We start from the raw sequence: 22,221 nt of genomic DNA, 5'->3' as shown, positions 1-22,221 counted from the left end.
CCTTCGCCGCCGGTCAGTTGATCAGGCGGATCGCGAACGGATAGCGGTAATCCTCGCCCTTGTTGGCGGCCAGGCCCGCGATGATGCTGAAGATGATGCAGACGATCCAGAGGATGAAGTTCAGCAGCGCGCCGATCAGGATGATCGACAGGATGATGCCGATGATGTAGCCGAACAGCAGCGTGATCTGGAAGTTCAGCGCTTCCTTGGACTGGCTGATGAGGAACCCCTTGTCGGCCTTGTCCTTGTTGATCAGCCAGACCACCAGCGGCACGATGAAGCCCAGGATGATGCCCGACAGGTGCGTGAGCATCGCGACGGTGCGATCGTCCTGGCTCGCCGTGCCGCCCTGGACGGGATTGAAATCGTTCATGCGCTTATCCCCGGAAGTTGTTGGATCCACGATTCACGCGTGCGGCTCCCTCCGCCGCACGGCCGGAGCTAGCATACCGTCAATCTGAACCGGCGACCGTCATGCCGCCCACCAGGATCGACCCGGTGCGGATGTGCGAACGCGGGTCGACGTCGGTGCCCACGGCCTCGATCGCCAGGAACATCTCGCGCAGGTTGCCGGCGATGGTGATGCCGTCGACCGGATGGGTGATGGCGCCGCCCTCGACCCGGAAGCCGGCCGCGCCGCGGGAATAGTCGCCCGTCACCGGATTCACGCCCTGCCCCATCAGCTCGGTGACCACGATGCCGTCGCGCATGCCCGCGACGAGCGCCTCGAACCCGCCGGCATTGGCGGCCACCGCGAGGTTGTGCACGCCGCCGGCGTTGGCCGTGGTCTGCAGGCCCAGCCGGCGCGCCGAGTAGCTGCCGAGCACGTAGCGCTGCAGAACGCCGTCCTCGACCAGCGCCGAGGCGCGGGTGGCCACGCCCTCGCTGTCCCACGCGGCCGAGCGCAGGCCGCGGCGCAGGAACGGATCCTCGTGGATCGAGAACCAGTCCGGGAACAGCGGCTGGCCGAGGCTGTCGACCAGGAAGCTCGCGCGCCGGTAGAGCGCACCGCCGGACACCGCTCCGAGCAGGTGCCCGACCAGCGAGCGCGCCACTTCGGCGCAGAACAGCACCGGCCAGGTCCCGGTCGGCATCGCGCGCGGCTCCATCCGGGCCAGCGTGCGCTGCGCGGCGCGGCGCCCGATGGCGGCCGGCGCCTCGAGGTCGTCCGCCGCCAGCGCATAGCTGTACCAGCCGTCGCGCTGCATGTCGGCCCCCTGTCCGGCGATCAGCGCGCAGCCGATGCTGTGGTGGCTGCCGCGTTCGGCGCCGACGAACCCGTGCGAGTTCGCGTACACGCCCAGCGACGTGCTGGTGCTGGTCGAGCCCCCGTCGGAGTTGGCGATGCGCGCGTCGGCCTCGCGACCGGCGGCTTCGCACGCGAGCGCGAGATCGACGGCATGGTCGGCCTCGAGCATCCACGGATGCCAGTCGTCGAAATCGGGCCAGCCGTCGGGCCCGGGACGGGCCATCAACCCGGCGTCGGCCAGCCCGGCCGCCGGGTCGTCCTCGGTATGGCGCGCGATCGCGCAGGCCTGGGCCACGGTGGCCTCGAGGCTGGACTCGCGCAGGTCGGCGGTGCTGGCGCTGCCCTTGCGCCGGCCGAAATACACGGTCACGCCGATGCCCCGGTCGCGGGTGGATTCCACCGTTTCGACCTCGCCCATGCGCACGTTCACGCTCAGTCCGCGCTCCTCGGTGCACGACACCTCGGCCTGGTCCGCGCCCTGCGCGCGGCAGGCATCGAGCAGCCGTGCGGCCAGGGACTCCAGGTGGTCGAGGCGCGCCTGGCTGTCGTCGGCGGCGGGAACGGCAACGCTGTTCAATGGCTTATCCTGATGCGATGAGAGGAAAGGACGAGGACACCGGCGAGTTCCTGGCGCCCAGTCGCAGCCAGCAGCGGCGCGAGGCGTTGGACGTGCTCGCGCTCGCGGCCCAGCTGTCGGAACTCGAGCCGGGCCGGCTGGCGAAGCTGCCGGTGCCCGAACACCTGCTGCCGCACATCGCCGAAACCCGGCGCATCACCTCGCACATCGCACGCAAGCGCCAGCTGGCGTTCCTGGCCAAGCAGATGCGGCGCGAAGACGACGAGGTGCTGGACGCGATCCGCGACGCGCTCGATGCCGGCGGCGAGGCGGCCAGGCAGGAGACCGCGCGGCTGCACCGCGCCGAGCGCTGGCGCGAACGTCTGCTGGACGACGGCGACGAAGCGCTGGCCGAGCTGCTGGCCGAATTCCCGCAGGCCGACCGGCAGCAACTTCGGCAGCTGACGCGCAACGCGATCGAGGAACGCGCGCGGAACAAGCCGCCCAAGGCGTACCGGGAACTGTTCCGCGAGATCCGGGACCTGCTGGCGGCAGGTGCGGACGATCCGGGCGTCGCCGAGGGCCCGCACGAGGACTGAACCTTCGCCACGCCGCACACCCGGGGCCGGCACCGCATGCCGCGTCAGCACCAGTCGGGGCGACCGCTCGGACACCACCGACCTCAAGCCTTCGTCCCGCCCACCGTGATCTGCGACACCAGCAGGGACGGCTGGCCGACGCCGACCGGCACGCTCTGGCCGTCCTTGCCGCAGGTCCCCACGCCCTCGTCCAGCGCCAGGTCGTTGCCGACCATGGTCACCCGCTGCATCGTCTCTGGCCCGTTGCCGATCAGGGTGGCGCCCTTGACCGGCGCGGTGATGCGCCCGTCCTCGATCAGGTAGGCCTCGGTGGCCGAGAACACGTACTTGCCGCTGGTGATGTCGACCTGGCCGCCGCCGAAGTTGACCGCGTACAGGCCCTTCTTCACCGAACGGATCATCTCCTCGCGCTCGCGGGTGCCGGCCAGCATGTAGGTATTGGTCATGCGCGGCATCACCAGGTGCGCGAACGATTCGCGGCGGCCGTTGCCGGTCGGCGGCACGCCCATCAGCCGCGCGTTGAGCGTGTCCTGCATGTAGCCGGTGAGCACGCCGTCCTCGATCAGCGTGGTGCACTGGGTCGGCGTGCCCTCGTCGTCGATGTTGAGCGAACCGCGGCGCCCGTCGAGGGTGCCGTCGTCGACGATGGTCACGCCCGGCGCGGCCACGCGCTGGCCCATCCGGCCGGCGTAGGTGGACGTGCCCTTGCGGTTGAAGTCGCCCTCCAGGCCGTGGCCCACCGCCTCGTGCAGCAGCACGCCCGGCCAGCCGCTGCCGAGCACGACCGGCATGGTGCCGGCGGGCGCATCGACCGCCTCCAGGTTGACCAGCGCCTGCCGCAGCGCTTCGCGCGCGAAGCTCTCGGGCCGGCCGTCGGCCAGCAGCTCGTCGTAGGAGAAGCGCCCGCCATAGCCGGAGTAGCCGCTCTCGCGGCGTCCGTCCTGCTCGACGATCACCTGCACGTTCAACCGCACCAGCGGCCGCACGTCGCCGCCGAGCACACCGTCGCTGCGCGCCACGAGCACCGTGTCCACCCCGCCCATCAGGCTGACCATCACCTGCTTCACCCGCGGGTCGGCCGCGCGCACCGCGCGGTCCACGCGTCGCAGCGCCTCGACCTTGGCCGCGCTGTCCAGCGCGTCGACCGGATCCAGCGCCGGATACAGCTGGCGCCCGGCCCCCACCGCCAGCGCACGCGGGGACCGCGCATCGCCGTCGCGCGCGATCGCCCGCGCCGAGCGTGCCGCCTCGAGCAGCGCATCGCCGTTGATGTCTTCGGAATAGGCGAAGCCGGTCTTCTCGCCGCTGATCGCGCGCACGCCCACGCCCTGCTCGATCGAATGCGCGCCGTCCTTGACGATGCCGTCCTCGACGCTCCAGCTCTCGCGCCTGGAATGCTGGAAATACAGGTCGCCGAAGTCGATCCCGGGCCCGAGCAGGGTCCCGAACATGCGGTCGAGCTGGTGGGCATCGAGCCCCGCCGGCAACAGCAGGCGGGATTCGGCGAGGGCGAGCGGCGACTGGTTGGATTCCATGCGGTCAGTCTGGGGCCTGCGACGCGGAGCGCAAGCCCGGCGATGCGCGGTTCCGTTCAGTGCACGCGCCGGTCGCGGTCGCGTGGCGCGGCCGCCGCCTGCGGCACGCCGGCGGCGTCCACCACTTCCACCCGCGGCTCCTTCCAGGGACCGGTGACGCGGTAGGTGCGCGCGCCCATCTCGCCCAGCGGGCGCCGCAGCATCGCGTTGGCGACCGCGCCGACCGCAGCGCCCACCGGCCCGCCGGCGATCGCGCCCACCGCCGGCAGCAGGTTCCCGGTCCGCGGCAATACTTCGATGGTCTGGTCGTGGGTCTGCGCACGCAGGTCGCTGCGTCCGCGCATGTGGATTTCCGCAGCGGGACCGTCGATCGACATGTCGTCGCTGCGGGCGATGCCGTTGGCGAAGCGCACGCTGCCGCCGAGGCGGTCGAACGTGAATCCCCTGGTGAAGAAGTCGCTGAAATCCAGCATCAGACGGCGCGGCAGCTGGGCGATGCTGAGCAGGCCCAGCACGCGTCCGGCGCCGGGTTCCACTTCCACCAGGCGTCCGTCCTTGATCGCGAGCGAGAGCTCGCCCTGCATCGCGCCCAGTGCGAAATCGCCGGGGCTGCGCGGCCAGCCGGCGTCGAAGCGCAGCGTGCCCTCGCCGCCGTGGATGCTGCTGCCGAAGCCCAGCCCGGTCATCAGTTCGCCGAAGTCGCGGCTGTCGGCCTGCACCTGCAGGCGGGTGCGGGCGCTGGCGCCGCGACCGGTCCAGCTGCCCCCGGCATCCAGCGTCTGGCGTTCGGAGCGTGTCTGCAGCCGTTCGATCTCGAGGCCCGCCGCGGTCTGCCGGGTCCGCAGTTCCAGGCGCCCGAGCGCGAGGCCGCCGAAGCGGAAATCCTCCACGTCGAGCGACAGTGGCGGCACCCTGGACGGGTCGACGGCGTCGCGGTCGTCCGACGGCGGGGCTGCAGGCGGGGCTGCAGGCGCCGCCGTCGCGATCCGTGCGTCCGACCGCGGCGCCGGGGTCGGCGTCGCCCAGTGCAGGCGCGAGAAGCGTCCGGTGACGGCCGCGCCCGACTCGCGCGGGATCCGCAGTGCACCAGTCAGCGCCTCGCCCTCGAACCGCACCATCGTGGCGCCGTCGGCTTCGCTGGCGCGCAGGCGGGTGTCCGGGAACCGGCTTCCCAGCAGGCGCAACTGCGAGGTGGTGATGTCGATGCCGCGCAGGGGCATCGCGTCGCCATCGCGCTCGCCGCCCTCCCCGGTCGCGCTGCCGCCTGTCGCGAGCGTGGCCCAGCCCAGCGCGTCCAGTTCCGGCGCGTGGCCGCTCGCGACCAGCCCGGTCGACGGCGGCGCCTGTGCCACCCGCGCAGCGCCCAGCACCACCCGCACGCCGGTCCCGGCGCGCGTGCTGCGCGCACGCAACGCGACGCGTCCGCCGAGGTCGACGGTGATCTCGCCATCGCCCAGCGGCAGCGCGGTGGTGATGGTCGTCGGCAGGCCCTCGGCTGCGGGCTTGGCCAGCGGCTCGGGCAGGTTGAGCGCGGTCCCGGCGAGGGTGGAGCGCAGCTGCAGCCTGGCCGGCGCGGCCCGCGCGCCACGCGTCGCGCGTGGCACCGAGACCCCCACCTGCCAGCGCGAACGTCCGCGGATGCGCGCTGCCAGCCAGTCGAGCTGCGGTGCGTGCTGCATCAGGTCGTCGGCCGCCAGCACCGCATCCAGATCGGCCTCGAACGCGGCATCCGCATCGCGCACATGGCCGCGACCCGCGCGCAGCGACAACGTCCCCGGGCGCCCGTCGCGGACCGCCGCCAGGCCATCGCCATCGAACCCATGCTGGTCGTAGCGCGCCTGCCCGCGCACCTGCTCGAAGCCCAGTTTCCAGCGCGCGTCGGCCAGCGACACGCCGTCCAGGTCGATGTCGCCCGCGATCGTCGGCCGCGCGCCGCCGCCACGCAGCGGCAGCGACATCGCGAACGTGGCCGCGACCGGCCCGCCGGCCGACAGCTGGTCGAACGTGTCTTCCAGGCCGTTGCGAAGGGGGCTGCCGCCCAGGACGGCGAGCAGCCTGCCGGCATCGCCCGCGACGCGTGCGCGCACGTCCAGCGCCGCTTCGCCGTAGTGCGCCAGTCGAGCCTCGATGTCGCGGACCTCGACCCCGCCGAGCAGGCCGCCGCCGCTCAGCGAAAAGCCGTCGTTGACGAACCTGACCTCGCCGGCGAGCTGCTCGAGCGCCGGCCAGTCGGGCTGGAACTTCACCGTGGCATCGACCAGCCTGGCGTCCGCCTGGAACAGGCCGGCATGCTGGTCGCCACGCAACGTGCTGAACGGCCAGTCGTCGAGATCGCCCGACACCAGCGCCTGCCCGTCGCGCACGCGACCGGCGACCAGCGCATCGTCGAGCCAGCGTTCGGCAGCATCGGGCATGACATGGCGCACCCAGAAGCGCCGCGCGACCGGCACCTGCGCCTCGTCGACCCGGGCGGCGAGCGACAGGACCGGGCGCGTGCCGTCGTTCTGGAACCAGATCCCGCCGCGCACGTCCGCCGCGTAGCCCTCGCCCTGCACCCGCAGCGCCGGCGTCCCGACCTTCAGGCCCGCACCCTCGCGCCAGCCGGCGACGTCGCCGCGCAGCGTGAACACGTGCGGCGGCCCGAAGCCGGAAGGCCAGTCGAAGCGCACGCGGGCGACGGGGTCGGGTTCGAAGCGGAACCCGTCGGCATCGCCACTCAGCGTGCCGGCAAGTCCGGACAGGCCGGGCGTATCGCCGACGCTGGCCATCTGCAGCGACTCCACCCGCGCCCGCGCGCGCAGGCGCCCGTCGGCCTCGCGCGCCAGCGCCAGGTCGTGGATGCGGGCATCCGGCGCGGCACCCAGCAGCCAGTGGCGCAGTCCCGGCTCGAGCCGGTCGCCCAGCGCCAGCGCGGACAGCAACGGACCGGCATCGATGCGCGTCGCGTGCAGCGCAAACCGCGCTCCACCCGCTACGGCGAGGCCGTCGAGCACCTGCGGCGCCTCGTCGCGCGCCAGGCGCAGGCGCGGTGCGTCCAGCCGCCAGCCATCGTCGGTGGCCTGCCAGCGCGCGCGCGCCTCGAGCGTGCCGATGCGCAGGCGCGGCGGCGACGACCGCGACCCCAGCGGAGCGCCGCGCAACCCGACGTCCGCCAGCGCGGTCTCCAGCGTGATCCGGCTCACCCTCCGCTGGTGCAGCTGCAGCCAGACCTGGGCACGCCCCTTGCCCGATTCCACCTCCACCCCGGCATAGCGCAACAGCGGCGCCCAGGCGCCGAGATCCGCGTCCATGGCCGCGGCGTATGCGCGGCCGTCGCCATCGCGCCGGCCGAGGTCGAGCGTCAGGTCCAGCGGGGGTGCCGCACCGTCGATCCAGGCCCGGGCCGCGGCGCGCGTACGGTCGCCGTCCACCCGCAGGCGCAGGTCGATCCGCGGCACGCTCGCGCGGATGCCGAGCGACGGCGCATCGATGTCCAGGCGTCCGCCGATCACCTGGAGTTCGCCCAGCGACTCGAGCGCATCGAACGGATCCGCGCCGGGCTGGCCGTCGCCCGGCAGTCCGCGCACCCGCCAGCGACCATCGTCCGAACGCTGCAGCGCGAGCTGCAGGCCGCGCAGGCGCAGTTCGGTGAACGAGCGCCCCGGCAGCAGGCCGGCGTACTGCGCGATCAGGATCTCCGCCTCGCCGATGCGCAGCGCGTCCCCGCCCTCGCCGATGCGCAGGCCGTCCACCCGCAGCAGCGGGCCGCGCCGCGTCCATTGCGTGTCGAGCCGGTCGAAAGCGACCGGACGCCCTGCGCGCTCGCCCAGCCACGCCGCCACCCGGTCCGGGTGCCGCTCGGCCAGCGGCAGCAGGCGGCTGACCGCACCGGCCGCGAGCGCCGCCAGCACCAGTCCCAGCACGACGACGTACCACGCGCCACGGCGCGCGAGCCGCAGGCGGCGGCGGAGTGGCGTGGTCACCGGCGTCCCGCCGGACGCGACGCCATGCTCCCCGACCGGTAAGCGGTGATGCGGACAGGCGGGCACGCCCCTCCGGTCCCGCGTCCCGCGCGCCCGCCAGCAGCCGCAAGCGCGTCGACACGATCCGGGGCGCTACAGCAGGACCACATCGAACTGCTCCTGCAGGTACTGCTCGTCGGCCTGGAAGCGGATCGACTTGCCGAGGAACTCCTCCAGCTCGGCCACAGCGGGCGATTCGTCCTCGGTGATCCGCGCCACCACCTTGGGCGAGGCGATCACCAGCAGCCGCTCGGCCTCGAACTGGCGCACCGCCCGTACGATCTCGCGGAAGATCTCGTAGGTCACCGTCTCGGGCGTCTTGACCATGCCGCGCCCGCCGCAGGCGTCGCAGGTCTCGCTGAGCTGGCGCTGCAGGCTCTCGACCGTGCGCTTGCGCGTCATCTCCACCAGCCCCAGCGGGGAGAAATCGTAGACCGTGGTCTTGGCGTGGTCCTTGGCCAGCGACTTCTCGAGCGTGCGCAGCACCTGGCGGCGGTGCTCCTCGTCGACCATGTCGATGAAGTCGATGATGATGATCCCGCCCAGGTTGCGCAGCCGCAGCTGCCGCGCCACCGCCTGCGCGGCCTCCAGGTTCGTGCGGTACACCGTTTCCTCGAGGTTGCGCTGGCCCAGGAACGAGCCGGTATTCACGTCGACCGTGGTCATCGCCTCGGTCTGATCGATCACGAGATAACCGCCGGACTTCAGCGGCACCTGCTTGTCCAGCGCACGCTGGATCTCGTCCTCGACCCCGTACAGGTCGAAGATCGGGCGGTTGCCGGTGTACAGCTCGATGCGTTCGGCCAGCACCGGCATGTACTTGGCGACGAACGCCTGCAGCCGGTCGAAGGTCTCGCGCGAATCCACCTTCACCTTCTCCACGTCCTTGCGGATCAGGTCGCGCACGGCGCGCAGCGGCAGGCTCAGGTCCTCGTAGATGCAGGCCTGCACCGGCGCCTCCCGCGAGCGCTTGCCGACGATGTTCCACACCCGCGACAGGTAGGCCAGGTCCTCGGCGAGCGCCTCGGACGGCTGGCCCTCGGCATTGGTGCGCACGATGTAGCCCAGCGGCGCGTCGGGCGGCGAGAGCTCGGCCACCAGGCCCTTGAGCCGCGCGCGTTCGGTTTCGTCCTCGATCCGCGCCGACACCCCGATCACCCGCGACTGCGGCAGCAGCACCAGGTAGCGCGACGGAATGCTCAGCTGCGTGGTCAGGCGCGCGCCCTTGCTGCCGATCGGGTCCTTGACCACCTGGACGATCACTTCCTGGCCGTCGCGCAGCAATTCGGTGACCGGGCGGACCGGCTGCGGCACCGGCGGCAGGGCGTCGTCCTCGGCCTCGGGCTGCGCGGGACGGATCACGTCGTTGGCATGCAGGAACGCGGTGCGTTCCAGGCCGATGTCGACGAACGCGGCCTGCATGCCGGGCATCACCCGCTGCACCTTGCCCTTGTAGATGTTGCCGACCACGCCCCGGCGCCAGCCGCGCTCGATGTGCAGTTCCTGCAGCATGCCGTTCTCGACCACCGCCACGCGGGTCTCGCGCGGGGTGACGTTGACCAGGATCTCTTCCGACATCAGCCCGTCCCCTGCCGCGCGCCGTCCACCGACGCAAATCCGGTGCCGATCCCGAACTGGCGCAGCAGCCCCGTTGTCTCGTGCAGCGGCAGGCCCATCACGCCCGAATAGCTGCCTTCGAGGCGGGCCACGAAGCGCTCCGCGCCGCCCTGGATCGCGTAGGCGCCGGCACGGCCCATGGGCTCCCCGCTGGCCACGTAGGCGGCGATCTCGGCGTCGTCGAGCTCCGCGAACGTCACCCGCGACCGGCACAGCGCCTGCGCCTCGCGCCCGGCGGACACCAGGCTGACGGCCGACAGCACCTCGTGGGTCCGGCCCGACAGGCTGCGCAGCATCTGCGCGGCATCCGTGGCCTCGCGGGGCTTGCCGAACACGCGGTCGTCGAGCACCACTTCGGTATCCGCGCCCAGCACCACTGCCCCCGGGACGGCCACCATCGCCAGCAAACCTGCCCCCGCCTTCTCGCGGGCGACGCGGCGCACATAGTCCTCCGGTGGCTCGCCGGTTGCGCGCTGCTCGGGCACGTCCACCTCGATCACGCCGAAGGGCACGCCGAGACGCGCCAGGAGCTCGCGCCGGCGCGGGGACTGGGAGGCAAGATGCAACATGCGGCAAGGATACCCGCGGGGGCTCGCGCGCCGGTCGAACCCCGGCCGTTAACCCCGTTCAGGCTCACGGGCCGTTCACCGGATCCTGACGACCCTTCCCCCGTCACTCCCGGAGTTCGACATGATCCGTCCCACCGCTGCACTGCTGCTCGCCTCCACCCTCGCCCTGGGCGCCCTCGTGATGACCAACGCCAACGCGCAGACACCCGCCCCCGCCATCGCCCCGACCGACGGCACCCTGCTCTCGGTCTCGGCCCACGCCGAGGCCAGCCGCGTGCCCGACGTGGCCAGCCTGTCCACCGGCGTGGTCACCCAGGCCGCCGACGCCAATGCCGCGCTGAAGGCCAACTCCGCCGAGATGGCCAAGGTGGTCGCCGCGATCAGGGCCGCCGGCATCGCCGAGCGAGACGTGCAGACCAGCGGAATCAGCATCCAGCCGCAGTACCGCTACGCCGAGAACCAGCCGCCGGTGATCACCGGCTACCAGGCCAGCAACACCGTGAACATCAGGGTGCGCGACATCGCCAGGCTGGGCGACGTGCTCGACGCACTGGTCGCCAGCGGCGCCAATCAGGTCAACGGCCCCAGCTTCGAGATCGACAAGCCGGAAGCCGCGTACGACGAGGCCCGGCAGTCCGCGCTGAAGCTCGCCCGGGCGCGCGCGGAGATGTACGCCGAATCGCTTGGCCTGCGCGTGCGGCGGATCGTGAGCATCAGCGAAGGCGGCGGGTTCCAGCCGCCGATGCCGATGATGGTGAAGGCGCAGGCGATGGACGCGCGCATGGAATCGGCGCCGGTGGCCCCGGGCGAAACCACGCTCTCGGCCAATCTCGATGTCGTGTTCGAACTGGGGAACTGAGCCATGTCCAAGACACCCGATCGGCATGAGGAACGCTCCGGCTACCCGGAAACGCAGCCACTCGACCGCGAAGACGCCCGCAAGGCCGGGGTGCGCAAGGAACCCGATCCCGACGACGGTGGTCTCGACCGCGACCCGGAGCAGGACGGCACCAACGAAGAGGACTGAAGCGGCACGCCGCGGCCCCCGGTGCTTCGACGCCGGAGGCCGCCTCGCATGGGGTGTCCGCCCGGCGGCAATGTGCGCCACGTTCCGATCACTCGGGGCAGCGGCGCAGCCTAGACTTCCGTCGCATTGTGCGAGCGTCCCGCGCGGGAGTAGCGTGGAGCTGCAGTCGGTCACGCGCCAGCGCGGGACACCGGCTTCGCCGGATCGACCCCGGCGCCGCCACTGGCGCGTTCGCAGCCACACGGTGGCCATTCCGGCCACCGGCAACGCGGAGGTGGGCCATGGTGTCGCAGCAGACGCATCCGATTCCACGCACGGCGCAGTTTCCCCGGCTCGACGCGAGCCGCATTCTCGGCCTCAGCAGCACGCTCGCGCTCAACGTGCTGGCGTTGTCGTTCCTGCTGATGCCGATGACCCTGCCCACCCCTCCAGCGGTCGAGGTGGACAGGCGCGACCTCGAAGTGATCGACATCGTGCCGGTCGTACGGAAGACCCCGCCGCCGCCTCCGATCGTCCCGGTGGTGCGGCCGCGCCCCGAGGTGCCACCGCAGCCGGCGATGCCCCGTGCCGCGACGCCGACCCCGGATGCACCGGTCCTGGTCGACCGGGGCATCCCTGTGCTTTATCCCGTGGCCCCCACCCCGGCGGAATCTCCCGCGCCGCCCGCCTTGGCCCCCACAGGCCCCGAGATGGGCCTGCAGCTGCAGTACGCCAGTGCCCCTGCGCCTGCCTACCCGCGTGCGGCACTCCAGCGCCAGCTCGAGGGCACGGTGTTGCTGCGGGTGCTGGTCGGGATCGACGGTCGCCCCTTGGAAGTGCAGGTCGAGCGCAGCAGCGGGCATTCGGTGCTGGATCGCGAGGCCGTACGCCACGTGCAGCGCAGCTGGCGCTTTCAGCCGGCGCTGCGCGACGGCCAGGCGGTGCAGGCCGTGGGCCTGGTGCCGATCGACTTCCGGCTGGACCGCGGCTGAGGATGGACAGGCTGGCGCCGCATGTCCCGGCCGGACATGCGACGCAGCCTGCCTGCGGTGAGTCGTCCGACCGCATGCGTCGGCGAAACGCCGCGGGTCGAGGTGCGCCGTGGCCCGAAGCCCGCGGAGTGCGCGCTGACGTGATCGAAACAGCCGCGCGCTTTGCGCGCCCGGACTTCAGGCGCGATGGTAGGGATGGTTGGCGAGCAGCGCCGCAGCGCGGTAAAGCTGCTCGGACAGCACCAGCCGCACCAGCATGTGCGGCAGCGTCAGCGGACCGAGCGACCATTGCTCGTCCGCGCGCGCCAGCACCTCGGGCGCATGGCCTTCCGGCCCCCCGACCAGGAAGGCGAGGTCGCGCCCCTGTCCGCGCCAGTGCTCCATGCGCTGTGCAAGCTGTTCGGAGGAATACCCGCGGCCGCGGCCGTCGAGTGCGACCACATGCGCATGCTTCGGCAGCGCCGCGAGTACGCGCGCACCCTCGTCCTGCATCGCGCGGACGACGTCCCGTCCCTTGCCGCGCACGCCGGGCTCGACCTCGACCAGGTCGAGCGGCAGCCAGTGCGACAGGCGCTTGCGGTACTCACCGTAGCCCTCGGACACCCACGCCGGCGGACGCTCGCCGACGGCGATCAGGCGGGCCTTCACCGCGCCAGATCCGCCGCGCGGATGCCGGCGGACCGATCGAACACGTGCAACCGATGACTTGCGGCAAAACCGGCGAAGCACACCCCCTGGCCTCGAGCCTCGTCGATCCGGGATCGCCGGATCCCCGCCGCGCAGCGGTGCGGGCGCTCAGCCGCGGTCGTCGCCCGCGGCATCGTCGCCGGCCTCGGGCGGCTGGTCGCCCACCGTCCACAGGCGTTCGAGCGCGTAGAACTCGCGTACCCGCGGCAGCATCACGTGCACCACCACGTCGCCCAGGTCCACCAGCACCCATTCCGCCTCGCGCTCGCCCTCGACGCCGAGCGGCTGGCAGTCGAGCTGCTTGGCCTGCCTGACCACTTCGTCGGCGATCGACTTCACGTGCCGGGTCGAGGTGCCCGAGGCGATTACCAGGTAATCGCAGACGCTGGTCTTGCCACGGACATCGATCTCGGTGACGTCCTTGGCCTTGAGTTCCTCGACCGCGGCATGGATCGACCTGAGCAGCACGGGGGCCGGCGGCGGCGGGTCGGGAAGGCGGGTCTTGATGACGTGCGCGGAGGAACTGGTCAAGGGCAATGGCTCGGGCGGCTGCGGAGGCGATTATAGCGATCCGGCCGTCTGCGGCCCGTGCACGCCGTACAGGCGGTGACGGACGATGTAGTCGGCGACGGGTACCGGCACCAGGTCGCGCCAGGCCTCGCCGGCGGCGATGCGCCGGCGGATCCGGGTGGCGGATCCCGGGTGCAGCGGCTGGCGCAGGCACAGCACGCGACCCGCGGGCGCGGCGCGCAGGGCACTCGGATCGTCGGTCCAGCGACCTGCAAGGTGGGCCGCGAGCGCCGCCGGCAGGCGCGCGTCGAGGCGGCTGCCGGGACGGTCGGCCACGACGAAATGGGTCAGGGCGGTCAACGTCGTCCACGCGTGCCAGGTCGGCAGACCGAGCAGGCTGTCGGCGCCGACCAGCAGCGCGATCGGCGTCGTTTCGCCGAGTTCGCGGCGAAGCTCGCGCAGCGTGTCGACGCTGTAGCTCGGACCGTCGCGATGCAGTTCGCGCTCGTCCAGCAGCAGGCCCGGTTCGCCGTCGATCGCCAGCGCCAGCATCCGCGCGCGCTGCCCGGCGCTCGCGCCCGGGGGCGCACGGTGCGGAGGATCCGCCGCCGGCATCAGCCGGATCGGGCAGTCCAGCACAGCCCGGGCGCCGCGGGCGACCGCGAGGTGGCCGTGGTGCACCGGGTCGAAGGTGCCGCCGTAGAACACGTGCAAGCCGCCGGTAGTCTCTCCGCCTCCGCACACTGCGGCCGGCGCGCTGCCCGGACCCGTCATCGCCGGAGGCACCGCGAGCGGCTCACGCCAGCGCCGCCGCCTTCGGTTCGGCGACCGCCACCAGCAGCCGCTCCAGCGCCAGCCAGGCGTCGGCCGGTTCCTCGCCTGGGCGTGGACGGCCCTTGGCGATCCGGTCCACGCCGCCGGCAAGCACCACGAAACGCTCCCAGCGCGGCGCCGGATGCCGTGCCAGCGCGCGCCGGTAGACCGCCTGCTTCGAATCCCACACCCGCTGCGCCTTGAACTCCGCGGCCAGGTTGCCGCCGCGCGCCTGTACCCGCGACAGCGCCGCGACGCGGCCGAGTTCCATCACCACCATGCCCATCAGCGCGGGCACCGCCTCGCCCTCCGCGCGCAGCCCGGCGAGCATGCGCACGGCCTGCGCCGGCTGGCCATTGAGCGCGGCGTCGACCAGACGGAACACGTCGAAGCGCGCGGCATCGGCCACCAGCGCCTCCATCCGCGACGCATCGATGGGCGCGTCGTCGGCCAGCAGTGCGAGCTTGTCGACCTCCTGCGCCGCGGCCAGCAGGTTGCCCTGCACCCGCTCCGCCAACCGCTGCACCGCCCCGCGGTCGGCGCGCACGCCACGCTGGCGCAGGCGCGATTCCAGCCAGCCCTCCAGTTCATGCGGGCGCACCTGCGGCGCCTGGACGACATGCCCGGCCTTCGCGATCGCCTCGCTCCACTTGCCGCCGTGCTGGCGGCTCCAGTCGCCGGCGGTGACCAGCAGCACGATGTCGCCCGGCGGCTGCGCGCAGTAGCCCGCGATCACCTCCGACCCTTCCTTGCCCGGACGACCGGTGGGCAGGCGTACTTCCAGCAGGCGCTGGGCCGAGAACAGGCTCGGGGCGCGGAAGCTGGCGTCGAGGGTGTTCCAGTCGAAGTCGCGGCCGTCGGCGTCGAACACCTCGCGCTCGCCGAACCCGGCCTCGCGGGCGCGTGCACGGATCGCATCGGCGGCCTCGAGCACCAGCAGCGGTTCGGCCCCCGCGACCAGGTAGGCCGGCCGCAACGGCTCGGCGGCGAGCTGGGCGGCGAGGCGGTCGGGCTTCAATTCCATCCGCCCGTACGGCTCACTGCGCGGCAGGCCGCAGCTCGCGGGTGGCGGCGTCGATGCGGCGCAGGATCGAAGCGCTCATCTCGCGCTGCAGCTCGCGGGCGAGCAGCTCGCGCTCGGTATCGGTGCCGGTGGAATCGGTCGGCACCGAGATGTAGTCGCGCGCCAGTTCCACCGCCTGCTGCGGCACGATCTCGTCGCCGTTCTCGTCGACCATGGCGAATACCACCGCGTAGCGCAGCGTGTATTCCTGCGCGCGGCCGCGCTGGTCGATGCTCAGCGGCACCGAGGCCCAGCGCTCCGAACGCAGGGCCAGCGTGGTGAACCGGCCCTCGGCATCGGCTTCGACCACCGGCGCGCCGGCGCGCTCGAGCGCGCGTTCGAGCGTTCGTGCCAGGGGACTGTACGGATCGCGCGAGGTGACCTTCACCTGGCCCATGTCGTCCGGCAGCACCAGCGCGTCGCGCAGGTGGAAACCGCAGGCGGACAGCGCGAAGGCGAGCAGGAGGGCGGTGAGTCGGGTCCGGATCATCGGCGAAGTCTGGCGGAGGGCGCAGGCGCCGGCAAGCGCTCCGGGCCGGCACGTTCAGCCGGCGACGACATTGACGATCCGGCCCGGCACCACGATCACCTTGCGCACCGTCAGCCCGGACAGGAAGGCCTGCACGTCGGGTTGCGCGAGCGCGGTCGCCTCGATCGCCTCGCGCGGCGCGTCCACGGCCACCTCGATGGTGCCGCGCAGCTTGCCGTTGACCTGCACCGCCAGGGTCACGGCGTCGCGCACCAGGGCGGCCGGGTCGGCCTGCGGGAACGGCAGGTCCTCGAGCAGGGTCTCCGCATGGCCGAGCGCCTGCCACATGGCGTGGCTGGCGTGCGGGGTGATCGGGTTGAGCAGCAGCACCATCGTCTCCAGGCAGTCCTGGCGCAGGGCGCGGCCGTTGGCGGAGGCATCGTCGAACTTCGCCACCGCGTTGAGCAGTTCCATCACCGCCGCGATCGCGGTGTTGAACGCATGGCGCCGGCCGTAGTCGTCGCCGACCTTCTGGATCGTCTCGTGAAGCTGGCGGCGCAGTGCCTTCTGTTCCGGGGTGGCCGCGGCGGCGCCGAACGCGACGGCCGGGCCGCCCGACGCGTGCCGCTGGACCTGGGTCCACAGCCGCCGCAGGAACCGCGACATGCCTTCCACGCCGGCCTCGTTCCACTCCAGCGACTGGTCCGGGGGCGAGGCGAACATGGAGAACAGGCGCACGGTATCCGCGCCGTAGCGGTCGATCATCGCCTGCGGGTCGACGCCGTTGTTCTTCGACTTGGACATCTTTTCCACGCCGCCGATCAGCACCGGGTGGCCGTCGGCCCGGAGCGTGGCGCCGGTGATGCGTCCCTTCTCGTCGCGCTCGACCTCGACGTCGGCCGGGTTGAACCATTCCTTGGAGCCGTCGACGTGGTCGCGGTAGTAGGTGTCGGCGATCACCATGCCCTGCGTGAGCAGGCGCGTGGCCGGCTCGTCGCCGTCCACCAGCCCCTGGTCGCGCAGCAGCTTGTGGTAGAAGCGGAAATACAGCAGGTGCAGGATCGCGTGTTCGATGCCGCCGATGTACTGGTCCACCGGCGCCCAGTACTTCGCGCGATCGTCGACCATGTCGGCCGCGCCCGGCGAGGTGTAGCGCGCGTAGTACCAGCTCGACTCCATGAAGGTGTCGAAGGTGTCGGTCTCGCGTTCGGCCGGCTTGCCGCAGGTCGGGCACGTGGTCCGGCGCCACTCGGGATCGGACTTGATCGGCGAGTGCACCACGCCCGGGTTGGCGAAGGCATCGGCCACGTCCTCCGGCAACAGCACCGGCAGCTGGTCCTCCGGCACCGGCACCGCGCCGCAGGCGTCGCAATAGATCACCGGGATCGGGCAGCCCCAGTAGCGCTGGCGGCTCACCCCCCAGTCGCGCAGGCGGAAGTTGACCCTGCGCCGGCCGGTGCCCTCGGCCTCGAAACGGCGGACCAGCGCTTCGAACGCCGCGGCGTACTCCAGGCCGTTGTATTCGCCGGAGTTGATCAGCACGCCGCGCTCGGTATGCGCGCCGCGCTGTTCGATGCCTTCCAGGTACTCGCGCACCACGTTCACCGCCGCGGCGGTGTCGTAGGCATCGACACTGCCGCCGGACAGCGCGGCCTGGAACGGATCGGCATCGTGCGCCACATCGCCGATCACTTCGGCCAGCGCGTCCCGGACCTCCGGCGGCACGATCACCGGACGCACCGGCAGGCCGTAGGCCTTGGCGAATTCCCAGTCGCGCTGGTCGTGCGCGGGCACCGCCATCACCGCGCCGGTGCCGTAGCCCATCAGCACGAAATTGGCGACGTAGATCGGCACGTCCTCGCCGGTGAGCGGATGGATCGCCCACTGGCCGGTGGCCATGCCGCGCTTGTCCTGCGCCTCCAGCTCGGCTTCCGACACCCCGCCCCGGCGCAGTTCGGCCAGGAACGCCGCCAGCTCCGGATTCGACTGCGCGGCCTTGAGCGCCAGCGGATGCTCGCCGGCGATCGAGATGAAGGTCACGCCCATCAGCGTATCCGGGCGCGTGGTGTACACGCGCAGCGGTTCGTCCTCGCCGTCGACCCGGAACGCGAATTCCAGGCCTTCGCTGCGGCCGATCCAGTTGCGCTGCATGGTCTTGACCGACTCGGGCCAGCCGTCGAGCGTGTCCAGGCCGTCCAGCAGTTCCTGCGCGTAGTCGGTGATCTTGAGGAACCACTGCGGGATCTCGCGCTTCTCGACCACCGCGCCCGAGCGCCAGCCGCGGCCGTCGATCACCTGCTCGTTGGCCAGCACGGTCTGGTCGACCGGATCCCAGTTCACCACCGAATTGCGGCGATAGGCCAGGCCCTTGTTCATCAGCCGCACGAACATGCGCTGCTCGTGGACGTAGTAGTCCGGCGAGCAGGTGGCGAACTCACGCGACCAGTCGATCGCGTAGCCCAGCGCCTTGAGCTGCGCGCGCATGTGGTCGATGTTGGCCCAGGTCCACTTCGCCGGCGCGGTGGCGTTCCTGATCGCGGCGTTCTCGGCCGGCAGGCCGAAGGCGTCCCAGCCCATCGGCTGCAGCACGTTCCTGCCGGTCATGCGCTGGTAGCGGCTGATCACGTCGCCGATGGTGTAGTTGCGCACGTGGCCCATGTGCAGCGCGCCGGACGGATACGGCAGCATCGACAGGCAGAAGAACTTCGGCCTGCCCGGCTGCTCGGTCACCTCGAACGCGCGCGTGTCCTCCCAGAACCGGCGCGCGGCGGCCTCCACGGGGGCGGGCTGGTAGGCGGCGGTCTCGGTGGCGGCGGGCTCGGCGGACACGGCTTCTGCAGGAGGAAAGTGGACCGGGAAGCCTACCGCAGCCGGCAGGTTCCGTCATGCGCTCACGGCGCGCGCGGGCCGCGTCGCGCGGTGTGGTTCAATCCCCCGCACCTCGCCTGGAACCCGCCGATGCCATCGCCCCGCCGCCTGCTGCTCCTCGTCCTCGCCGCCTGCGGTGCACCCGCGCTGGCCGCCGAGCCCGTCGCCCTGCACTGCGAGCGCCTGTTCGACGCGCGCGCGGGCCGGATGCTCGGCGAACACACGATCGTGGTCGAGGACGGCCGCGTGCGCTCGCTGCTGCCGGGCCGGGCCAAGCTGCCCGACGGTACGCGTTCGATCATGCTCGCCGGACGCACCTGCCTGCCGGGATGGACCGACCTGCACGTGCATCTGGGCGGGCAGTCGAGCCCGCAGAGCTATTCGGAAGGCTTCCGCCTGGATCCGGTGGACTTCGCCTACCGCTCGGTCGGCTACGCCGGCAAGACGCTGCAGGCCGGCTTCACCAGCGTGCGCGACCTCGGCGGCGAGATCGCCCCGCACTTGCGCGATGCGATCAACCAGGGGCTGGTCGAGGGCCCGCGCATCTTCGCCGCCGGCAAGTCGATCGCCACCACCGGCGGCCACGCCGACCCGAGCAACGGCCACAACTCGATGCTCTCGCACCTGATCGGCCCGCCCGGCCCGACCGAGGGCGTGATCAATTCGATCGACGATGCGCGCCAGGCGGTGCGCCAGCGCTACAAGGACGGCAGCGACGTAATCAAGATCACCGCGACCGGCGGTGTGCTGAGCTACGCGAAGTCCGGCGACGCCCCGCAGTTCACCGTCGACGAGATCCGCGCGGTCGTCGACACCGCGCGCGACTACGGCTATCGGGTCGCGGCGCACGCGCACGGCGAGGAAGGCATGAAGCGCGCGGTCGAGGCCGGCGTGACCAGCATCGAACACGGCACCCACATGAGCGAGGAGGTGATGCGGCTGATGAAGACGCGCGGCACCTGGTACGTGCCCACGATCTACGCCGGCCGCTTCGTCGCCGACAAGGCGAAGATCGACGGCTATTTCCCCGAGATCGTGCGGCCCAAGGCCGCGCGCATCGGCGCCCAGATCCAGGACACCGCCGCACGCGCGTACCGGGGCGGAGTGAAGATCGCCTTCGGCACCGACCAGGGCGTGGGCCCGCACGGCGACAACGCGCGCGAGTTCATCTACATGGTCGAGGCCGGCATCCCGCCCGCGTACGCGCTGCAGTCGGCAACGGTGCACGCCGCCGAGGTGCTCGGCGTCGACGACCAGGGCGTGATCGAGGCCGGCAAGCGCGCGGACATCATCGCCCTGCCGGGCGACCCGGTCGCCGACATCGCCGCGGTGATGAACGTCGACTTCGTGATGAAGGACGGGGTCGTGCACCGCATGCCGGCGGCGCAATGAACCTGGAATGGCTCGGCTATCTCGCCGCCACCCTGACCACGTTCGCATTCGTGCCGCAGGCGGCCAAGACCATCCGCAGCCGCGACACGCGCGGGATCTCGCTGGGGATGTACGTGGTGTTCATCGCCGGCGTCGCGTGCTGGTTCGGCTACGGGATCGTGCTCGGCTCGTGGCCCATGATCCTCGCCAATGCGCTGACGTTCGTGCTGGCGGCGGTGATCCTGGGGCTGAAGCTGCGCCACGGCTGACACCGGGCGTGCTGGCCGGCGACGCCTCGGGCCACGAGCGCGATCAACCCTGTCGCCCGCACTGCAGGCCCGGAACCGTGCAGGCGCACGGGCGCAGCTCCGCGGCGCCCGCGGCAGCCCGGTGGCGCCCGGCAGGGCGACCGGATGCACCAGATGCGAATACCCCGGCAGCGCCGCGGACAGCGCCACGAAGGCACCTGCCGCGATCGATGCCGCAATCGGCGCCAGCCAGCGATCGGGCAGGCTCACGGGGTCGCCCATTGCACCGCGACCTCCATCTCGACGGCGCAGGTGCGCGCAGGGCGTGCCACCCGCCTCAGCGGCACGCGCCCGGGCTTCGCCCCCGGATCTGTCCGGTCCCGGAGACCGGGATGGAATGCGCGTCGCAGCGGGGGACGACGGCGCCCGCCGCGCGCATGCGCGATGCCGGATTCCAAGCTGTCCGCCTCCATCGACCGGGTGTCGCGACCAGCTTACTGCGGCCGCCGACGGGACCCAATCCGGCAGGTCCGCTTGGAATCCATGGCCGCCGCCGCCATCCTTCCCACTCCCCGCACTGGAACCGCGCATGTCCACCGCCGCCGCCACGCCGCACGTCTTCGATGCCACCACCGCCGGATTCGAGGCCGACGTCCTGCAGAAGTCGCTCGAGACTCCGGTGCTGGTCGACTTCTGGGCCGAGTGGTGCGGGCCCTGCAAGACCCTGGGCCCGGTCCTGGAGAAGCTGGCGGCCGACTACCACGGCGCGTTCCTGCTGGCCAAGGTCGATACCGAGAAGGAGCCGCAGATCGCCGGCGCGTTCCAGATCCGCTCCATCCCGACCGTGTTCCTGGTCAAGGACGGGCAACTGGTGGACGGCTTCCAGGGCGCCCTGCCCGAGGGCCAGGTGCGCGAGTTCCTGAAGCACCACGGCATCGAACCGGCGCCGGCCAGCGATGAGCAGGCAGACGCCGCGCCTCCTCCGCCGCCGGATCCGCACGCCGAGGTGCCGCGCCTGCGCCAGGCGATCGAAACCGAGCCGGACCGCGCCGAACTCCGGCTCGACCTGGCCCTCGCCCTGCTCCAGACCGGCGCCGCGGCCGAGGCCGAGACCCTGCTCGACGCCCTCCCCGCCAACCTCGCCACCGACGACCGCGCGGTGAAGGCCCGCGCGCGCCTGGGCTTCTCGGCGCTGCTCGAGGGTGCGCCGCCGGTGCAGGCGCTGGAAGCCGCGGTCGCCGCCGATCCGTCCGACCTGCGCGCGCGCCACCTGCTCGGCGCCCAGTACCTGGTGGCCGGTCGCAACGAGGCCGCGTTCGAACAGTTCCTGGCGATGCTGCGCGCCGACCGCGACTTCCAGGACGGCCTGCCCCGCAAGGCCCTGATCGACGCGTTCCGCGTGGTCGACGACGCCGAGCTGGTCGGTCGCTACCGCCGGCAGATGGCCTCGTTGCTGCTGGTCTGAGCCGCCCGGCGGGACACTGCTCGACGGCGGGAGCGGACCGCCGCCCGCCGCCAACTGCGCCCATACGCGTGCGCATGGTAGGCTCGCGGCGCCTCCACGCCCGCCTCCGCCATGCGCTCGAAGCTGCGCCCCGCCCACCTGCGCTGGATCCTCAACCTGTGGCCGCCGTTCGCCGCGGCGGGGATCCGCGTCACCCAGCTGGCCGATGACTGGCGCAGTGCGCGGGTCGAGCTGCGCATGCGCCCGTGGAACCGCAACTACGTCGGCACCCATTTCGGTGGCAGCCTGTTCGCGATGACCGACCCGTTCTGGATGCTGATGACGCTGCAGTCGCTGGGGCGCGAATACATCGTGTGGGACCGGGCCGGCGGGATCGACTTCGTGAAGCCGGGTCGCGGGACTGTCGCGGCGGAATTCCGGCTGGACGCGGAGGTCCTGGACACGATGCGTGCAGCGACCGCCGGCGGCGAGCGCTACCTGCACTGGTTCGAGACCGATGTGGTCGACGCCGGCGGCGAGGTGGTGGCGCGGGTGCGCAAGCAGCTGTACGTGCGCCGCAAGCGTCGCTGAGCCTGCCGGCGGACGCGCGCGGGGTTCACCCGT

At 72.0% G+C, this 22,221-nt stretch carries 20 protein-coding genes; 8 read left to right on the top strand and 12 right to left on the bottom strand.

The window, feature by feature from the left end; genetic code table 11:
- Positions 1-13: 13 nt before the first annotated feature.
- Positions 14-373: a DUF4870 domain-containing protein gene (locus QFW81_RS17445; RefSeq protein ID WP_280580487.1), complete on the bottom strand. Its 360-nt coding sequence runs from the start codon at positions 371-373 to the stop codon at positions 14-16.
- A gap of 79 nt (positions 374-452) precedes the next feature.
- Positions 453-1,826: a metalloprotease PmbA gene (gene pmbA / locus QFW81_RS17440; protein ID WP_280580486.1), complete on the bottom strand. Its 1,374-nt coding sequence runs from the start codon at positions 1,824-1,826 to the stop codon at positions 453-455.
- A 17-nt stretch (positions 1,827-1,843) separates the two neighbouring features.
- Between pmbA and yjgA the strand changes: the two genes are divergently transcribed.
- On the top strand, positions 1,844-2,404 hold the full coding sequence (yjgA, locus tag QFW81_RS17435) for a ribosome biogenesis factor YjgA (RefSeq protein WP_280580485.1): 561 nt from the start codon (positions 1,844-1,846) through the stop codon (positions 2,402-2,404).
- A gap of 83 nt (positions 2,405-2,487) precedes the next feature.
- Here yjgA and tldD read toward each other — a convergent pair whose 3' ends face one another.
- The 4 genes from tldD to QFW81_RS17415 form a co-directional block, all read right to left on the bottom strand.
- Positions 2,488-3,939 (bottom strand): metalloprotease TldD, encoded by a 1,452-nt coding sequence (tldD, locus tag QFW81_RS17430; RefSeq protein WP_280580484.1) that lies wholly within the window; start codon positions 3,937-3,939, stop codon positions 2,488-2,490.
- Positions 3,940-3,995: 56 nt separating this feature from the next.
- Complete coding sequence (locus QFW81_RS17425) at positions 3,996-7,901, bottom strand: YhdP family protein (RefSeq protein WP_280580483.1); 3,906 nt, start codon at positions 7,899-7,901, stop codon at positions 3,996-3,998.
- A 132-nt stretch (positions 7,902-8,033) separates the two neighbouring features.
- Positions 8,034-9,518 (bottom strand): ribonuclease G, encoded by a 1,485-nt coding sequence (gene rng / locus QFW81_RS17420; RefSeq protein WP_280580482.1) that lies wholly within the window; start codon positions 9,516-9,518, stop codon positions 8,034-8,036.
- Entirely contained in the window at positions 9,518-10,126 is a 609-nt protein-coding gene (locus QFW81_RS17415) for a Maf family protein (protein ID WP_280580481.1), read from the bottom strand. Before QFW81_RS17415 ends, rng begins: the two co-directional genes overlap by 1 nt.
- Before the next feature lie 121 nt (positions 10,127-10,247).
- Between QFW81_RS17415 and QFW81_RS17410 the strand changes: the two genes are divergently transcribed.
- The 3 genes from QFW81_RS17410 to QFW81_RS17400 all read left to right on the top strand — a co-directional run bounded on the left by QFW81_RS17410 (position 10,248) and on the right by QFW81_RS17400 (position 12,124).
- Positions 10,248-10,985, top strand: coding sequence for an SIMPL domain-containing protein (locus QFW81_RS17410; protein ID WP_280580480.1), 738 nt, complete (start codon positions 10,248-10,250; stop codon positions 10,983-10,985).
- A 3-nt stretch (positions 10,986-10,988) separates the two neighbouring features.
- Complete coding sequence (locus tag QFW81_RS17405; protein ID WP_280580479.1) at positions 10,989-11,153, top strand: hypothetical protein; 165 nt, start codon at positions 10,989-10,991, stop codon at positions 11,151-11,153.
- A gap of 281 nt (positions 11,154-11,434) precedes the next feature.
- On the top strand, positions 11,435-12,124 hold the full coding sequence (locus QFW81_RS17400) for an energy transducer TonB (RefSeq protein ID WP_280580478.1): 690 nt from the start codon (positions 11,435-11,437) through the stop codon (positions 12,122-12,124).
- A gap of 177 nt (positions 12,125-12,301) precedes the next feature.
- On the opposite strand, the gene rlmH is transcribed toward QFW81_RS17400, so the two are convergent.
- From rlmH to leuS, 6 genes are all read right to left on the bottom strand, one after another.
- On the bottom strand, positions 12,302-12,772 hold the full coding sequence (gene rlmH, locus QFW81_RS17395; RefSeq protein WP_280580477.1) for a 23S rRNA (pseudouridine(1915)-N(3))-methyltransferase RlmH: 471 nt from the start codon (positions 12,770-12,772) through the stop codon (positions 12,302-12,304).
- Between the two features lie 147 nt (positions 12,773-12,919).
- Positions 12,920-13,342, bottom strand: coding sequence for a ribosome silencing factor (gene rsfS, locus QFW81_RS17390; protein WP_280580476.1), 423 nt, complete (start codon positions 13,340-13,342; stop codon positions 12,920-12,922).
- A gap of 30 nt (positions 13,343-13,372) precedes the next feature.
- Positions 13,373-14,095, bottom strand: a complete 723-nt coding sequence (nadD, locus tag QFW81_RS17385) for a nicotinate-nucleotide adenylyltransferase (protein WP_280580475.1) — start codon at positions 14,093-14,095, stop codon at positions 13,373-13,375.
- A 22-nt stretch (positions 14,096-14,117) separates the two neighbouring features.
- Positions 14,118-15,158 carry a DNA polymerase III subunit delta gene (holA, locus tag QFW81_RS17380; RefSeq protein ID WP_280580474.1) on the bottom strand — a complete coding sequence of 347 codons (1,041 nt, stop codon included), beginning with the start codon at positions 15,156-15,158 and terminating at the stop codon, positions 14,118-14,120.
- A gap of 13 nt (positions 15,159-15,171) precedes the next feature.
- Entirely contained in the window at positions 15,172-15,687 is a 516-nt protein-coding gene (locus tag QFW81_RS17375; protein ID WP_280580473.1) for an LPS-assembly lipoprotein LptE, read from the bottom strand.
- Between the two features lie 54 nt (positions 15,688-15,741).
- The gene (gene leuS, locus QFW81_RS17370; RefSeq protein WP_280580472.1) at positions 15,742-18,495 is read right to left on the bottom strand and encodes a leucine--tRNA ligase; all 2,754 of its coding nucleotides are present in this window, start codon (positions 18,493-18,495) and stop codon (positions 15,742-15,744) included.
- A gap of 129 nt (positions 18,496-18,624) precedes the next feature.
- On the opposite strand from leuS, the gene QFW81_RS17365 reads away from it, so the two are divergent.
- The 4 genes from QFW81_RS17365 to QFW81_RS17350 all read left to right on the top strand — a co-directional run bounded on the left by QFW81_RS17365 (position 18,625) and on the right by QFW81_RS17350 (position 22,188).
- Positions 18,625-19,926 carry a metal-dependent hydrolase family protein gene (locus QFW81_RS17365; RefSeq protein WP_280580471.1) on the top strand — a complete coding sequence of 434 codons (1,302 nt, stop codon included), beginning with the start codon at positions 18,625-18,627 and terminating at the stop codon, positions 19,924-19,926.
- Positions 19,923-20,174 (top strand): SemiSWEET transporter, encoded by a 252-nt coding sequence (locus QFW81_RS17360; RefSeq protein WP_280580470.1) that lies wholly within the window; start codon positions 19,923-19,925, stop codon positions 20,172-20,174. The genes QFW81_RS17365 and QFW81_RS17360 overlap by 4 nt, the downstream gene beginning before the upstream one ends.
- Positions 20,175-20,742: 568 nt before the next feature.
- On the top strand, positions 20,743-21,618 hold the full coding sequence (gene trxA, locus QFW81_RS17355) for a thioredoxin (protein WP_280580469.1): 876 nt from the start codon (positions 20,743-20,745) through the stop codon (positions 21,616-21,618).
- Positions 21,619-21,741: 123 nt separating this feature from the next.
- Positions 21,742-22,188 carry a DUF4442 domain-containing protein gene (locus QFW81_RS17350; protein WP_425604076.1) on the top strand — a complete coding sequence of 149 codons (447 nt, stop codon included), beginning with the start codon at positions 21,742-21,744 and terminating at the stop codon, positions 22,186-22,188.
- The last annotated feature ends 33 nt before the right edge of the window (positions 22,189-22,221 follow it).

It is taken from the genome of Luteimonas kalidii, from assembly GCF_029887935.1.
Lineage (GTDB): Bacteria > Pseudomonadota > Gammaproteobacteria > Xanthomonadales > Xanthomonadaceae > Luteimonas > Luteimonas kalidii.
The sequence above is the reverse complement of the archived record's forward strand: the minus strand, read 5'-3'. Positions and strand labels throughout refer to the sequence as shown.

What these genes read in the sequence shown, in the direction of transcription:
- QFW81_RS17445 (WP_280580487.1), bottom strand. Translation starts at nt 373, where the DNA reads ATGAACGATTTCAATCCCGTCCAGGGCGGCACGGCGAGCCAGGACGAT.
- yjgA (WP_280580485.1), top strand. Translation starts at nt 1,844, where the DNA reads ATGAGAGGAAAGGACGAGGACACCGGCGAGTTCCTGGCGCCCAGTCGC.
- tldD (WP_280580484.1), bottom strand. Translation starts at nt 3,939, where the DNA reads ATGGAATCCAACCAGTCGCCGCTCGCCCTCGCCGAATCCCGCCTGCTG.
- rng (WP_280580482.1), bottom strand. Translation starts at nt 9,518, where the DNA reads ATGTCGGAAGAGATCCTGGTCAACGTCACCCCGCGCGAGACCCGCGTG.
- QFW81_RS17415 (WP_280580481.1), bottom strand. Translation starts at nt 10,126, where the DNA reads ATGTTGCATCTTGCCTCCCAGTCCCCGCGCCGGCGCGAGCTCCTGGCG.
- QFW81_RS17410 (WP_280580480.1), top strand. Translation starts at nt 10,248, where the DNA reads ATGATCCGTCCCACCGCTGCACTGCTGCTCGCCTCCACCCTCGCCCTG.
- QFW81_RS17405 (WP_280580479.1), top strand. Translation starts at nt 10,989, where the DNA reads ATGTCCAAGACACCCGATCGGCATGAGGAACGCTCCGGCTACCCGGAA.
- QFW81_RS17400 (WP_280580478.1), top strand. Translation starts at nt 11,435, where the DNA reads ATGGTGTCGCAGCAGACGCATCCGATTCCACGCACGGCGCAGTTTCCC.
- nadD (WP_280580475.1), bottom strand. Translation starts at nt 14,095, where the DNA reads ATGACGGGTCCGGGCAGCGCGCCGGCCGCAGTGTGCGGAGGCGGAGAG.
- holA (WP_280580474.1), bottom strand. Translation starts at nt 15,158, where the DNA reads ATGGAATTGAAGCCCGACCGCCTCGCCGCCCAGCTCGCCGCCGAGCCG.
- QFW81_RS17375 (WP_280580473.1), bottom strand. Translation starts at nt 15,687, where the DNA reads ATGATCCGGACCCGACTCACCGCCCTCCTGCTCGCCTTCGCGCTGTCC.
- QFW81_RS17365 (WP_280580471.1), top strand. Translation starts at nt 18,625, where the DNA reads ATGCCATCGCCCCGCCGCCTGCTGCTCCTCGTCCTCGCCGCCTGCGGT.
- QFW81_RS17360 (WP_280580470.1), top strand. Translation starts at nt 19,923, where the DNA reads ATGAACCTGGAATGGCTCGGCTATCTCGCCGCCACCCTGACCACGTTC.
- trxA (WP_280580469.1), top strand. Translation starts at nt 20,743, where the DNA reads ATGTCCACCGCCGCCGCCACGCCGCACGTCTTCGATGCCACCACCGCC.